This window comes from Pseudomonas sp. TAE6080, assembly GCF_018732265.1.
GTDB classification, from domain to species: Bacteria; Pseudomonadota; Gammaproteobacteria; order Pseudomonadales; family Pseudomonadaceae; genus Aquipseudomonas; species Aquipseudomonas brenneri.
Window position 1 is genome coordinate 22995 of record NZ_JAHIDY010000021.1, and the last position, 14706, is coordinate 37700.

Sequence of the window (14706 nt, forward strand, 5' to 3'; positions counted from 1 at the left end):
ATTACAGTTTCTTGGCTTTCTCGATCGCTTCTTCGATGCCGCCGACCATGTAGAACGCTTGTTCTGGCAGGTGGTCGTAGTCACCGTTGAGGATGCCTTTGAAGCCAGCAATGGTGTCTTTCAGGGAAACGTATTTACCCGAGGCACCGGTGAAGACTTCAGCCACGAAGAACGGCTGCGACAAGAAACGCTGGATCTTACGAGCACGGTTTACCAACTGCTTGTCGGCTTCCGACAGCTCGTCCATACCCAGGATCGCAATGATGTCCTTCAGTTCTTTGTAACGCTGCAGCACGTACTGAACGCCGCGAGCGGTGTCGTAGTGCTCCTGGCCGATCACGTTCGGGTCCAGCTGGCGCGAAGTCGAGTCGAGTGGATCGACCGCTGGGTAGATACCCAGGGAAGCGATGTCACGGGACAGTACGACGGTGGCGTCCAAGTGGGCGAAGGTGGTCGCAGGCGATGGGTCGGTCAAGTCATCCGCAGGTACGTATACCGCTTGGATCGAAGTGATCGAACCTTCCTTGGTCGAAGTGATACGTTCTTGCAGAACGCCCATCTCTTCAGCCAGGGTCGGCTGGTAACCTACTGCCGAAGGCATACGGCCCAGCAGTGCGGATACTTCAGTACCGGCCAGGGTGTAACGGTAGATGTTGTCGACGAACAGCAGAACGTCGTTACCTTCGTCACGGAACTTCTCGGCCATGGTCAGGCCAGTCAGTGCTACGCGCAGACGGTTACCCGGCGGCTCGTTCATCTGACCGTAGACCAGTGCTACTTTGTCCAGAACGTTGGAATCCTTCATCTCGTGGTAGAAGTCGTTACCCTCACGAGTACGCTCACCCACACCCGCGAACACGGAATAACCGCTGTGCTCGATGGCGATGTTACGGATCAGTTCCATCATGTTTACGGTCTTGCCTACACCGGCACCACCGAACAGACCGACTTTACCGCCCTTGGCGAACGGGCAAACCAGGTCGATAACCTTGATGCCGGTTTCCAGCAGGTCGTTGCCGCCCGCTTGCTCGGCGAACGAAGGTGCTGGACGGTGAATGCCCCAGCGCTCTTCGGTGGCGATCGGGCCAGCTTCGTCAATCGGGTTGCCCAGTACGTCCATGATCCGGCCCAGGGTCGCTTTACCGACCGGTACGGAGATGGCAGCGCCAGTGTCGACAACGTCCAGACCGCGCTTCAAGCCTTCGGTGGAACCCATCGCAATGGTACGAACTACGCCGTCGCCCAGCTGCTGCTGAACTTCCAGGGTAGTTTCCGCGCCTTGTACTTTCAGCGCGTTGTAGATGCTCGGTACGCTGTCGCGTGGGAATTCCACGTCGATAACGGCGCCGATGATTTGAACGATACGTCCGCTACTCATAGCTGGATCCTCTGAATATTTGAACCGTTAAACCGCGGCAGCGCCGCCGACGATTTCCGAGATCTCTTGGGTGATCGCAGCCTGACGCGCCTTGTTGTAGATCAGCTGCAAATCGCTGATCAGATCACCGGCGTTGTCGGTAGCGTTTTTCATCGCGATCATCCGCGCCGCTTGTTCAGCTGCGTTGTTCTCGACCACCGCCTGGTACACCTGCGACTCCACGTAGCGCACCATCAAGCCGTCAAGCAGCTCTTTGGCGTCTGGTTCGTAGAGGTAGTCCCAGTGGTGCTTGAGTTCCTGATCCGGGGTCGCCACCAGTGGAATCAATTGCTCCACGGTTGGCTGCTGGGTCATGGTGTTGATGAACTTGTTGGATACCACGGACAGGCGGTCAATCCGGCCTTCCAGGTACGCATCCAGCATCACCTTCACACTGCCGATCAAGTCATTGATCGACGGCTCTTCACCCAGGTGGCTGATAGCTGCAACGACGTTACCGCCGAAGTTGCGGAAAAAGGCCGCACCCTTGCTACCAACAACACACAGATCGATCTCGACGCCGTTTTCGCGGTTTACCGCCATGTCCTTGACCAGGGCCTTGAACAGGTTGGTATTCAGACCACCGCACAAACCACGGTCACTGCTCACTACCACATAACCCACACGCTTGACTTCGCGGTCGATCATGAACGGGTGGCGGTATTCCGGGTTGGCGTTGGCCAGATGCCCAATTACCTGGCGGATACGCTCCGCATAAGGACGGCTAGCAGCCATGCGCATTTGTGCCTTGCGCATTTTGCTGACCGCCACTTTCTCCATGGCGCTGGTAATTTTTTGCGTGCTTTTGATGCTCGCAATCTTACTGCGAATCTCTTTTGCGCCTGCCATGTAACACCTATCAGGTTAGCAAGCGGGAGCCTTGCGGCTCCCGCTGCGGCTTACCAGGTTTGGGTGGCCTTGAACTTCTCGATACCGGCTTTCAGGCCAGCGTCGATTTCGTCATTGAAGTCACCCTTCACGTTGATCTTGGCCATCAAATCGGCATGATCTCGGTTGAAGTAAGCAATCAGCGCTTGTTCAAAGCTGCCGACCTTGGCGATTTCGACGTCAGTCAGGAACCCACGCTCAGCGGCATACAGCGACAGCGACATGTCAGCGATCGACATTGGCGCGTATTGCTTCTGCTTCATCAGCTCGGTAACGCGCTGACCATGCTCAAGTTGCTTACGGGTCGCTTCGTCCAGGTCAGAAGCGAACTGGGCGAATGCCGCCAGTTCACGGTACTGAGCCAGAGCGGTACGGATACCACCGGAGAGCTTCTTGATGATCTTGGTCTGAGCGGCACCACCCACACGGGATACCGAAACACCGGCGTTCACAGCAGGACGGATCCCGGAGTTGAACATGGCCGATTCCAGGAAGATCTGACCGTCGGTGATGGAAATCACGTTGGTCGGAACGAACGCGGAAACGTCGCCAGCCTGGGTTTCGATGATCGGCAGTGCGGTCAGGGAACCGGTTTTGCCGGTCACTGCGCCGTTGGTGAACTTCTCTACGTACTCTTCGGATACGCGGGATGCGCGCTCCAGCAGACGGGAGTGGAGATAGAACACGTCGCCTGGGTAGGCTTCACGGCCTGGTGGACGGCGCAGCAGCAGGGAAATCTGGCGGTAAGCCACTGCTTGCTTGGACAGATCGTCATAAACGATCAGCGCGTCTTCACCGCGGTCGCGGAAGAATTCACCCATGGTGCAACCGGAGTACGGTGCCAGGAATTGCAGCGCAGGAGATTCCGAAGCACTGGCAGCCACGATGATCGTGTTGGCCAGGGCGCCGTTTTCTTCCAGCTTGCGAACCACGTTGGCGATGGTCGATTGTTTCTGACCGATAGCTACGTAGACGCAGAAAATGCCGCTGTCTTTCTGGTTGATGATCGCGTCGATCGCCAGAGCGGTCTTGCCGATCTGACGGTCACCGATGATCAGCTCACGCTGGCCACGGCCGACTGGGATCATGGCATCGACAGCCTTGTAGCCAGTCTGTACAGGCTGGTCTACCGACTTACGCCAGATCACGCCTGGAGCAACTTTCTCGACCGCGTCGGTCTCGGTGTTGCCCAGTGGACCTTTACCGTCAACAGGGTTACCCAGTGCGTCGACAACGCGACCCAGCAGTTCCTTACCAACCGGAACTTCGAGGATGCGGCCTGTGCACTTGGCGCTCATGCCTTCAGCCAGACTGGTGTACGCGCCCAATACAACGGCACCTACGGAGTCTTGCTCCAGGTTGAGGGCCATACCGTAGACGCCGCCCGGAAACTCGATCATCTCGCCGTACATTACGTCGGCCAGACCGTGAATCCGCACGATGCCGTCAGATACGCTGACGACAGTGCCTTCGTTACGGGCTTGGGAGGTCACATCGAGCTTGTCGATGCGGCCCTTGATAATTTCACTTATTTCGGAAGGATTGAGTTGCTGCATTGCTCTGCTGCCCCTTCAAACTCAAGATTTCAATGCTTCGGCAAGTTTCGCGAGTTTGCCGCGAATCGAGCCATCGATAACCAGGTCGCCGGCACGGATAACAACACCACCAATCAGGGATGCGTCCTCCGAAGCTTGCAGGCGCACTTCCCGATTGAGTCGTGCACTGAGAACCTTGGCGAGTTTGTCTTGCTGTTCTTGGTTCAATGCAAAAGCACTGGTCACTTCAACGTCTACCGACTTCTCTTGCTCGGCCTTGTACAGGTCGAACAGAGCGGCGATCTCCGGCAATAGCGGGAGACGGTCGTTTTCGGCAACGACGTGGATGAAGTTCTGTGCCTTCACATCAAACTTGTCGCCGCACACGTCAATAAACGTGGCGGCCTTGTCTGCGCTCGTCAGTCGCGGGGCCTTGAGCACGCGCTGCATGGTGTCGTCTTGCGACACTGCTGCAGCCAGGCCGAGCATGGCTGACCAAGAGGCCAGCTGCTGGTGGGCCTGGGCGTGCTCGAAGGCTGCCTTAGCGTAAGGTCGGGCCAACGTGGTCAATTCTGCCATGATCGCCCTCGCTTAAATTTCAGCAGCCAGTTTGTTTACCAGCTCCGCGTGCGCGTTTTGATCGATTGTGGCACCCAGGATCTTCTCAGCACCGCCGACGGCCAGAGCACCCAGTTGGGCACGCAGCGCATCTTTGACACCGTTCAATTCCTGTTCGATCTCGGCCTGAGCCTGAACCTTCACACGGTCAGCGTCGATACGGGCTTTTTCAACAGCCTCTTCAACAATCTGGTTACCGCGTTTCTTGGCTTGCTCAATGATTTCAGCTGCCTGAGCCTTCGCTTCGCGCAGTTGCTGACCCGCTTTATCTTGGGCCAACTCCAGGTCGCGAGCTGCTCGTGCGGCAGCGTCCAGTCCATCCGCGATCTTCTTCTGACGTTCGTGCAGAGCTGCGATGACCGGAGGCCATACGAACTTCATGCAGAAAACAACAAAAATCAAGAACGCTAAGGACTGACCAATAATGGTTGCATTAATGTTCACGCCAATACCTCGCTCGTTCGTTGCACAACACACCAATCACTCGAAAAAACGAGTGATTAACCGGCGAGTTGACCAACGAAGGGGTTCGCGAAGGTGAAGAACAGAGCGATACCAACACCGATCATGGTCACGGCGTCGAGCAGGCCGGCAACGATGAACATTTTAACTTGCAGCATTGGAACCATTTCTGGCTGACGCGCTGCGCCTTCCAGGAACTTGCCGCCCAACAGGCCGAAACCAATGGCAGTACCCAGGGCGCCCAGGCCGATCAACAGTGCAACAGCGATAGCGGTTAGACCAACTACAGTTTCCATCTTTCCTCCCGACTTTTACGTCGTATGGTTTAGGTTTTTTAGATTTTAAAGCGGTAAAACAAATCGTTTCATAGCCCTTGGGGGCCACCTTCCCGTTTCACCGGGAAGGACATCAGACTAGTCGAGACTGGTCTTAATGGTTCTCTTCGTGCGCCATCGACAGGTAGACGATGGTCAGCATCATGAAGATAAACGCCTGCAGGGTGATGATCAGGATGTGGAACACAGCCCACGCCCACTGCAGAACAATGCCCAGGCCGCTAAGCCAGAGCAGGCCGCTGCCGAACATCACAGCGATCAGAATGAACACCAGCTCGCCGGCATACATGTTGCCGAACAGTCGCAGAGCCAGGGAAATCGGCTTGGCGATCAGGGTCACGAATTCCAGCAGGAAGTTCACCGGGATCAGCAAGGCTTGAACGAAGATGTTCTTGCTGCCGAACGGGTGCAGGGTCAGTTCGCCGATGAAGCCGCCGATGCCCTTGATCTTGATGCTGTAGAAAATGATCAGCGCGAACACCGACAGGGCCATGCCCAGGGTAGCGTTCGGGTCAGTGGTCGATACCGCGCGGAACGGGATGTGCGGGTCGCCGGAGATCGCCATGGCCAACTGAGGAATCCAGTCCACCGGAATCAGGTCGACGGCGTTCATCAGGAACACCCAGACGAAGATGGTCAGTGCCAGCGGTGCAATCACCGGGCTACGGCCATGGAAGCTGTCTTTCACGCTGGTATCGACGAATTCGACCAATACTTCAACGAAGTTCTGCAAAGCACCTGGCTGACCGGAAGTCGCCTTCTTTGCCGCCATGCGGAAAATCAGGACGAAGATCAGACCCAATGCGACCGACCAGCCCAGAGTATCCAGGTGGAAAGCCCAGAAGCCCATTTCTTTGGCTTCTGCTGCGGAGTGGGCAAAGCCCCAGCCGCCGTTGGGAAGCTGACCGAAGGTCAGGTTCTGCAAGTGGTGCTGGATATAGCCCGAAGCGGTTGTTTCTGCCATGGTTGCCTCAAACGCCCTAAGGTTTCGAAAGTCTTGTTTTCATTAGCAGGGGAGCGAACCAGCTGACCAGTTGGGTCAACACGAAGACGCCGAATACAGCTAGCGGCGCCAATGGCTTCACACCTGCAAAGGTCAGTGCAAACAGCACTGCCGTCAAAATCAGTTTCCCTGCCTCGCCGGCATAAAAGGACCGGACGATAGCCTGGGCTGCTCGGGCGCCGGAAAACCGAAAGGCCCTATGAGCAAAATACATATTGGGCAGCAAGGCTATCAGGCCTCCGCAGAGTCCTGAATATCCGGCTACGACCCCATGCCAATACCAAAGCGCCAATGCGGCGATCAGCAAAATGACAAATTGGGCCAATAAAACCGGAAAAACGGCCAAGCGATGGAACGGCAACGTGTTTGGCGTGCGGGTTTCCATCACTCTTGCTCCTCAATGGTCGGCTGCCGGAAATCAATAACTTGGCATAATTTGTGCCGACAAAATGCGCGCAGAGTATAGGGGCGGTTCAGCCCCTATTCAACTGCCGGGTAGTGATTTCCGACTGCGCGCTACATAAGCAAATGTTTCAGCGGATGTGGGAAAGAACGCCCTGAAGCTCATCAAGGGAGTTATATCCGATAACCAATTGCCCTTTGCCCTTCTTGCCGTGACGAATTTGCACCGCAGAGCCCAGCCGCTCGGCCAGGCGCTGCTCAAGGCGCGCAATGTCCGGATCAGTTTTGGTGGTTTCGACCGGTGCAGGTTTGCCACTGAGCCACTGACGAACCAGGGCCTCGGTCTGACGAACGGTGAGACCTCGTGCGACAACGTGTCGCGCCCCTTCAACCTGTTGATTTTCCGGCAAACCGAGCAAAGCCCGGGCATGACCCATTTCCAGGTCGCCGTGGGACAGCATGGTCTTGATCACTTCCGGAAGCGCGATCAGGCGCAGCAGGTTGGAAACCGTGACACGGGATTTGCCCACCGCATCGGCCACTTCCTGCTGGGTCAGCTTGAATTCCTGCTGCAAGCGCTGCAGGGCAATGGCTTCCTCGATGGGATTGAGGTCTTCGCGCTGGATATTCTCGATCAGCGCCATGGCGATGGCCGTTTCATCCGGCACATCACGCACCATCGCCGGGATGGTTTCCTGGCCGGCCTGCTGACTGGCGCGCCAGCGGCGTTCGCCGGCGATGATTTCAAACCGACCGCCGCCAATGGGGCGCACGACAATCGGCTGCATCACACCCTGGGCCTTGATCGAATTGGCCAACTCTTCCAGGGCCTGCGGGTCCATGTCCCGGCGCGGCTGGTACTTGCCTCGCTGGATCAGGTCCAACGGCAAGTGTTGCAGCTCACGGGAGTCGGCCTGCACCGCCTGTTCTTCCAGCGAAGTGACAGTCGGACCACTCAGCAGTGCATCCAGTCCACGTCCGAGACCTCGTTTCTTGACGGCCATGGGGATTCCTTAAGTTGGCTGGGCTGCAGCGGTGCGTGAATTGCGACGTTGGCGACGAACCATCTCGCCGGCCAGCGCCAGGTAGGCAATGGCACCACGCGATGACTTGTCGTACGCCAGCGCGGGCATGCCATAGCTTGGCGCTTCGGCCAGGCGGATGTTGCGTGGAATCACGGTGTCGTAGAGCTGATCGCCAAAGTGCTCCTTGAGCTGCGCCGACACATCGTTCATCAGGCTCAGGCGCGGGTCATACATGGTCCGCAGCAGGCCTTCGACTTTCAGGTTCGGGTTGAGCAGCTCGGCGATACGCTTGATGTTATCCACAAGGTCGCTCAACCCTTCGAGGGCAAAGTACTCGCACTGCATGGGGATAATCACCCCATCGGCGGCGACCAACGCATTGAGCGTGAGCATCGACAGCGACGGCGGGCAGTCGATCAAAATGTAATCGTAATTCTCGCGGATCGGCGCCAGGGCGCTGCGCAGACGGCTTTCTTTCATCTGCATTTCCAGCAGCACCACTTCCGCCGCGGTCAAATCGCGGTTGGCCGGCAGCAGTTGATAACCGCCGTGCTCGGAATAGTGCATGGCCTGGGCCAGGTCGCACTCGCCAATCAGCAAGTCGTAGACCGAGTTTTCCAGGCCGTGTTTATCCACACCGCTACCCATGGTGGCGTTGCCCTGTGGATCGAGGTCGATCAACAGCACCCGACGCTTGGTAGCGACCAGGGATGCTGCGAGGTTGATGCAGGTGGTGGTTTTGCCCACGCCACCTTTCTGGTTCGCTATCGCGAATACCTTAGCCATTCTTGCTTGTGTTCCCAATCATGCCGTGCGGCGCAGTATCAGCAGATGGCGTTGGCCTTGGCAACCGGGTACGGCCAAGGCGTGTTCGCTATCGAGGTGGAAGTCTGCCGGCAATGCTAACAGCTCGTCGCTTGGATGAACGCCCTTCATTGCCAGCCAACGGGTGTCCAGGTCGCCCAAGTGACGGGTCCAGTTGCTGAAGTTCTCCATGCTGCTGAAAGCCCGGGAAACAATTCCGTTGAAAGGCAGTTCAGGCGTGAAGGCTTCGACGCGGCTGTGGATAACTTGCAGGTTGTCCAGCTTGAGTTCGAGTTTGACCTGGGTCAGGAAGCGGGTTTTCTTGCCGTTGCTGTCCAGGCAGGTCACTTGCGACTCGGGAAACAGGATCGCCAGGGGGATGCCGGGCATGCCACCGCCACTGCCGACGTCCAGCCAGCGGCCGTTTTCGATAAACGGCATCACGCTCAAGCTGTCGAGCAGATGCCGAGAGACCATTTCGTCCGGATCGCGCACCGCAGTGAGGTTGTAGGCCTTGTTCCATTTGATCAACAGGGCCAGGTAGCCCAACAGCAACTCGTGCTGGGCTTCGGTCAGGTCCACGCCCAATTGGCGCGCACCTGTGGATAACTCTTCGGCGTGTTGCGAGGTGACCAACGAACTCAAGCGCTTTGCTCCAACTGACGGCCCGCGCCGCGTTTTTTCAAATGAATCATCAACAGCGAAATGGCTGCCGGGGTGACACCCGGGATACGGGAAGCCTGGCCCAGGGTCTCGGGACGAGTTATCCCCAGCTTGCTTTGAATCTCTTTCGATAGGCCGGAAATCCCGGTGTAATCGATATCCACAGGCAGCTTGGTGTCTTCACTGGCGCGCAGCCTGGCGATTTCGTCCTGCTGGCGGTCAATGTAACCGGCATATTTGGTCTTGATTTCGACCTGCTCGGCCACCTGTGGATCTTCTGCACCGCCACCAGTCACTTCGACCAGACCAGCGTAGTCGATTTCCGGACGGGACAGCAGGTTCAACAGATTGTATTCGTGAGTCAGCGGCGTGCCGAATTTTTCGGCAATCGCATCGCCCTGCTCAGTGCCCGGGCGCACCCAGGTACTTTTCAGGCGCTGCTCTTCGACTTCGATGCTCTCGCGTTTTTTGCAGAACGCTGCCCAACGGGCGTCATCGACCAGGCCCAGCTCGCGACCTTTTTCGGTCAGGCGCAGGTCGGCGTTGTCTTCGCGCAGGATCAGGCGATATTCGGCCCGGGAGGTGAACATCCGGTACGGTTCCTGGGTCCCGAGGGTAATCAGGTCGTCAACCAACACGCCGATGTACGCTTCATCGCGACGCGGGCACCAGCTGTCTTTGCCCTGGGCGCGCAATGCCGCGTTGGTCCCGGCCAGCAAACCCTGGGCGCCGGCTTCTTCGTAACCGGTGGTGCCATTGATTTGCCCGGCGAAGAACAGACCGCCGATCACTTTGGTTTCCAGGCTGTATTTCAAGTCCCGCGGATCGAAGTAGTCGTACTCGATGGCGTAGCCAGGTCGCACGATGTGCGCGTTTTCCATGCCGCGAATCGACTGCACGATCTGGATTTGCACGTCGAATGGCAGGGAAGTAGAAATCCCGTTCGGGTACAGCTCGTGGGTAGTCAAACCTTCCGGCTCGATAAAGACCTGGTGGCTTTCCTTGTCGGCAAAGCGGTGGATCTTGTCTTCGATCGATGGGCAATAACGTGGGCCAATACCTTCGATCACCCCGGAATACATCGGCGAACGATCAAGATTGGCCGCGATGATTTCGTGGGTCCGCGCATTGGTGTGGGTAATCCAGCAACTCACCTGTTTGGGGTGCTGCTCTTTGGAGCCCATGAACGACATCACTGGGATTGGCGTGTCCCCGGCTTGCTCGGTCATCACCGAGAAATCCACAGAACGCCCGTCGATACGCGGCGGGGTCCCGGTTTTCAGGCGACCGACACGCAGTGGCAGTTCGCGCAGGCGATGAGCCAGGGCGATGGACGGCGGATCACCGGCACGGCCACCCGAATAGTTCTGCATCCCGATGTGGATAAGTCCACCGAGGAACGTGCCGGTGGTCAGCACCACGGATTCTGCAAAGAAACGCAGGCCCATTTGCGTGACAACGCCGCGCACCTGGTCTTGTTCGACGATCAGGTCGTCAGCAGCCTGCTGAAATATCCACAGGTTGGGCTGGTTTTCCAGGGTTTCGCGCACCGCGGCCTTGTACAGGATGCGGTCGGCTTGTGCCCGGGTAGCACGCACGGCCGGGCCTTTGCGGCTGTTGAGCACGCGAAATTGAATGCCACCCTTGTCGGTAGCCATGGCCATCACACCGCCAAGGGCATCGATTTCCTTGACCAGATGGCTTTTGCCAATCCCACCGATGGCGGGGTTGCAACTCATGGCACCGAGGGTTTCCACGTTGTGCGTCAGCAACAGGGTTTTAACCCCCATGCGGGCTGACGCCAGTGCTGCCTCGGTACCGGCATGACCGCCGCCGATGACGATCACTTCAAAACGGGAAGGGAAATCCACCACGCACCTCGTGCCTGCTTATGTAGGTAATCAGGAATTGTTTGTTGAAAGAGTTATAGAGCTATGGCGGCAAGTATAGGGACTTAGCCCTTCCTAAAGAACCCTTTGCACAAAATTTAACCAGCTGTGGATGAATCAGAGGTAATAGAAATTAAAAGAGAGAAATTTATTAAATCTTTGTTTTTATGTTTATTTCTACTGAGCCTACTTTCTGTGGATAGATCTCTACAGGCCTTTATTCACGTTATGTACAGAGATTCAAAAGTCTGTGGTTAGGTGCCAATGAGGCCCTTGGATAAGTGCTCTAAGCCTGTGGATTAAACAGGTGCTTATCCACAGATGGGTTTTTACTCAGGTTTCAAGCCCTGTTATCAACCGGGCACAGGGGCGGTTATTCACAGGGCTTAATCCACAGAAAAGTGTCGCACACGGCAAATTTCACCCACGGCAAGGCACCTCGGTGTGAGGTAAATGTCAGGAAATACGAAGGTGTGCCCTGAAATGGGCAAAACAGACAGGCACGAATGGCCTGTCTGTGAACAACGAAGGGTTATTTACCGATGCAGAAGCTGGAAAAGATCCTGCCGAGCAGATCATCGGAGCTGAATGCCCCGGTAATTTCCCCCAGCAGTTGCTGCGCCTGCCGTAAATCCTCGGCCAGCAGCTCTCCTGCACCCGCCAGCGTCAGCTGTGTCCTACCGTGCTCAAGGGCGGCACTGGCATGGCGTAGGGCCTCAAGGTGCCTGCGACGAGCACTGAAGCTGCTTTCCGAGGTCTGTTCATAACCCATGCACGCCTTGAGATGATCGCGCAGCAGTTCCAGGCCATCGCCTGCAGACTTGGCGCTGAGGCTGATCGTGACATGGCCATCGTCGCTGACTTCCAGGGCAATGGCTTCACCCGTCAGGTCTGCTTTGTTGCGAATCAACGTGACTTTGGCCGAGTCCGGCCGTTGTTCAAGGAATTCGGGCCACAGCGCAAAAGGATCCACTGCCTCAGGTGCTGTCGCATCCACCACCAACAGCACCCGATCGGCTTCACCGATAGCCTTGAGCGCCCGTTCCACACCGATTTTTTCCACTTGGTCATCGGTATCGCGTAAGCCGGCGGTATCGACCACGTGTAGCGGCATGCCATCAATGTGGATATGTTCACGCAGGATATCCCGGGTGGTACCGGCAATCTCGGTGACAATGGCCGCTTCACGACCCGCAAGAGCGTTGAGCAAACTGGACTTGCCGGCATTGGGCCGACCAGCAATCACCACTGTCATGCCATCACGCAGCAGTGCGCCCTGCCCGGCTTCCTTCAGGACTGTGGATAACTCATCGCGAACCTTATCGAGCATGGCCAGGACATGGCCATCGGCGAGAAAGTCGATTTCCTCTTCCGGGAAATCAATGGCTGCCTCGACATAGATGCGCAAACTGATCAGTTGCTCGGTGAGGTTATGCACACGCAGAGAAAACGCCCCCTGCAGCGAGCGCAACGCATTGCGTGCGGCCTGTGCAGAACTGGCCTCGATCAGGTCGGCAATCGCCTCGGCTTGGGCCAGATCGAGTTTGTCATTGAGAAACGCGCGCTCGCTGAACTCACCCGGCCGGGCCAGGCGACAACCCAATTGCAGGCAGCGTTGCAACAGCATATCCAGGACGACAGGACCGCCATGGCCTTGCAGTTCCAGCACATCTTCACCGGTGAATGAGTTCGGTCCCGGGAAATACAGGGCCAGGCCCTCATCCAGTACCTCAAGCTCCTCGCCGAAAAAAGGCCCGTAATGCGCATACCGGGGCTTTAGCTCACGCCCGCTGATGGCTTGGGCTGCGATGCCGGCAAGCGGCCCGGAAATACGAACGATACCGACACCGCCCCGGCCTTGAGCAGTGGCGACGGCAGCGATGGTTTCACGAGGAGCGCTCATCAGCGGTTTCCCAGACAAAAGTGACAGAATGCAAAACGCCCCACGAGGGGGCGTCTTGAGTGGTTATCCACAGAGTAAGTTACGCCTCGGCTTTTTTGGCAGCCGCTTCGATCTTACGTGTGATGTACCACTGTTGAGAGATCGACAACACGTTGTTGACCACCCAGTACAGAACCAGACCAGCCGGGAACCACAGGAAGAAGAAGGTGAAGATGATTGGCATCATTTTCATCACCTTGGCCTGCATCGGATCCGGAGGAGTCGGGTTCAGACGCTGCTGGATGAACATGGTCGCGCCCATGATGATCGGCAGGATAAAGAACGGGTCTTTGATCGACAAGTCAGTTATCCACAGCATGAACGGCGCCTGGCGCATTTCCACGCTTTCCAGGAGCACCCAATACAGCGACAGGAATACCGGCATCTGTACCAGAATCGGCAAGCATCCACCCAACGGGTTGATCTTCTCTTTCTTGTACAGCTCCATCATGGCTTGCGACATTTTCTGCCGGTCGTCGCCATGTTGCTCTTTCAGTGCAGCCAGTTTCGGTGCAACCGCACGCATACGGGCCATCGATTTGTAGCTGGCGGCCGACAGCGGGAAGAAAATCCCTTTGATCAGCATGGTCAGGAAGATGATCGACCAGCCCCAGTTACCAACGATGCTGTGGATATGTTGCAGCAACCAGAAGATTGGCTGGGCAATGAACCACAGAATGCCGTAATCCACAGTCAGTTCCAGACCTGGGGATAACTCCTTGAGTACTGCCTGGCTTTTTGGGCCGGCATACAAGGTGGCGCTGGTTTCAGCCTTGGCACCTGGTGCAACGCTCAACGCCGGGCCAGTGAAACCAATGATGTAGTTGCCCTGGTTGTCCTTGCGGGTCTGAACCAGGTTGGCTTCGCCCTTGTTCGGGATCCATGCAGTTACAAAGTAGTGTTGCAGCCAGGCTACCCAACCACCTTGTACCGTCTCTTTCAGCGCGCCCTTGTCGATATCTTTCATCGACACTTTTTTGTACGGCTCGCTACTTGTCCATAGGGCGGCGCCCAGGTAAGTCGCGGTGCCGGTGGCTGTGCTGGAAGAAGGATCGGAGCTGCCATCACGCTTGAGCTGGGCAAACAAGTTGCCCGTCCAGGCTTTTTCGCTGGTGTTGTCGATCAGATAGGTGACTTTCAGATCGTACAAACCACGAGTGAAGCTGAAACGCTTGATGTAATTGACGCCGTCGTGACTGAATTTCAGGTCGACGTTCAACTGGTTTTGGCCATCAGCCAGTTGATAAGTCTTCTGTTCGGTCGAATAAACCGGACGACCGGTAGCGCGAGCATCAGGACCATCAGTGCCAGTCAGGCCGCTTTGCGCCAGATAAACACGTTCGCCACCGTTATCGAACAACTGGAATGGAACATCCGGATGGTCTTGGCGACGTGGATACAGTGGCAATTTCAGCTGGGCAATATCGCCGCCCTGTGGATCGATCGCCAGGTCCAGTACATCCGTTTTGACGTGGATGAGGTCTTTATTGGTGATGACCGCGTTGTCTACAGGGGTGCTGGTATCGGCATTCGCGCTGGGTACATCGGCACTGGCGGAAGCATTGTTACCCAACGGTGCATCTGCAATAGCAGGAGCAGACTGATTGGTAGCAACATTCTGAGTCGGCAGGGCAGCCTGGCCATAGTCCTGGTTCCATTTCAGAACCATAACGTAGGACACGATTGCCAGGGCGACGATCAGGATCGTGCGTTTAATATCCAT

General features: G+C 56.7%; 14 protein-coding genes. All 14 read right to left on the minus strand.

Going from position 1 to position 14706, the window contains the following annotated elements; all coding sequences use genetic code 11:
- Position 1 precedes the first annotated feature (1 nt).
- Positions 2–1378 carry a F0F1 ATP synthase subunit beta gene (atpD, locus tag KL786_RS16680; protein WP_032857187.1) on the minus strand — a complete coding sequence of 459 codons (1377 nt, stop codon included), beginning with the start codon at positions 1376–1378 and terminating at the stop codon, positions 2–4.
- 27 nt (positions 1379–1405) lie between these two features.
- Entirely contained in the window at positions 1406–2266 is an 861-nt protein-coding gene (atpG, locus tag KL786_RS16685) for a F0F1 ATP synthase subunit gamma (RefSeq protein WP_010565870.1), read from the minus strand.
- A gap of 50 nt (positions 2267–2316) precedes the next feature.
- Positions 2317–3861 (minus strand): F0F1 ATP synthase subunit alpha, encoded by a 1545-nt coding sequence (atpA, locus tag KL786_RS16690; RefSeq protein WP_029290137.1) that lies wholly within the window; start codon positions 3859–3861, stop codon positions 2317–2319.
- Positions 3862–3882: 21 nt separating this feature from the next.
- Positions 3883–4419: a F0F1 ATP synthase subunit delta gene (locus tag KL786_RS16695; RefSeq protein ID WP_215518324.1), complete on the minus strand. Its 537-nt coding sequence runs from the start codon at positions 4417–4419 to the stop codon at positions 3883–3885.
- Between the two features lie 12 nt (positions 4420–4431).
- Positions 4432–4902 (minus strand): F0F1 ATP synthase subunit B, encoded by a 471-nt coding sequence (locus KL786_RS16700; RefSeq protein WP_008439543.1) that lies wholly within the window; start codon positions 4900–4902, stop codon positions 4432–4434.
- 56 nt (positions 4903–4958) lie between these two features.
- Complete coding sequence (atpE, locus tag KL786_RS16705; RefSeq protein WP_002555987.1) at positions 4959–5216, minus strand: F0F1 ATP synthase subunit C; 258 nt, start codon at positions 5214–5216, stop codon at positions 4959–4961.
- 133 nt (positions 5217–5349) lie between these two features.
- Positions 5350–6219, minus strand: a complete 870-nt coding sequence (gene atpB / locus KL786_RS16710; protein ID WP_032857183.1) for a F0F1 ATP synthase subunit A — start codon at positions 6217–6219, stop codon at positions 5350–5352.
- A gap of 16 nt (positions 6220–6235) precedes the next feature.
- On the minus strand, positions 6236–6643 hold the full coding sequence (locus KL786_RS16715; protein WP_010565865.1) for a F0F1 ATP synthase subunit I: 408 nt from the start codon (positions 6641–6643) through the stop codon (positions 6236–6238).
- A 148-nt stretch (positions 6644–6791) separates the two neighbouring features.
- Entirely contained in the window at positions 6792–7664 is an 873-nt protein-coding gene (locus tag KL786_RS16720; protein WP_169390057.1) for a ParB/RepB/Spo0J family partition protein, read from the minus strand.
- 9 nt (positions 7665–7673) lie between these two features.
- The gene (locus tag KL786_RS16725; RefSeq protein ID WP_005792605.1) at positions 7674–8471 is read right to left on the minus strand and encodes a ParA family protein; all 798 of its coding nucleotides are present in this window, start codon (positions 8469–8471) and stop codon (positions 7674–7676) included.
- Between the two features lie 18 nt (positions 8472–8489).
- Positions 8490–9134, minus strand: coding sequence for a 16S rRNA (guanine(527)-N(7))-methyltransferase RsmG (gene rsmG, locus KL786_RS16730; protein WP_215518325.1), 645 nt, complete (start codon positions 9132–9134; stop codon positions 8490–8492).
- A complete protein-coding gene (mnmG, locus tag KL786_RS16735; RefSeq protein WP_032857204.1) occupies positions 9131–11023 on the minus strand; it encodes a tRNA uridine-5-carboxymethylaminomethyl(34) synthesis enzyme MnmG in 1893 nt (630 codons plus the stop codon). Before mnmG ends, rsmG begins: the two co-directional genes overlap by 4 nt.
- Before the next feature lie 550 nt (positions 11024–11573).
- On the minus strand, positions 11574–12944 hold the full coding sequence (gene mnmE, locus KL786_RS16740; RefSeq protein ID WP_215518326.1) for a tRNA uridine-5-carboxymethylaminomethyl(34) synthesis GTPase MnmE: 1371 nt from the start codon (positions 12942–12944) through the stop codon (positions 11574–11576).
- A 79-nt stretch (positions 12945–13023) separates the two neighbouring features.
- Positions 13024–14706, minus strand: coding sequence for a membrane protein insertase YidC (gene yidC / locus KL786_RS16745; RefSeq protein ID WP_215518327.1), 1683 nt, complete (start codon positions 14704–14706; stop codon positions 13024–13026).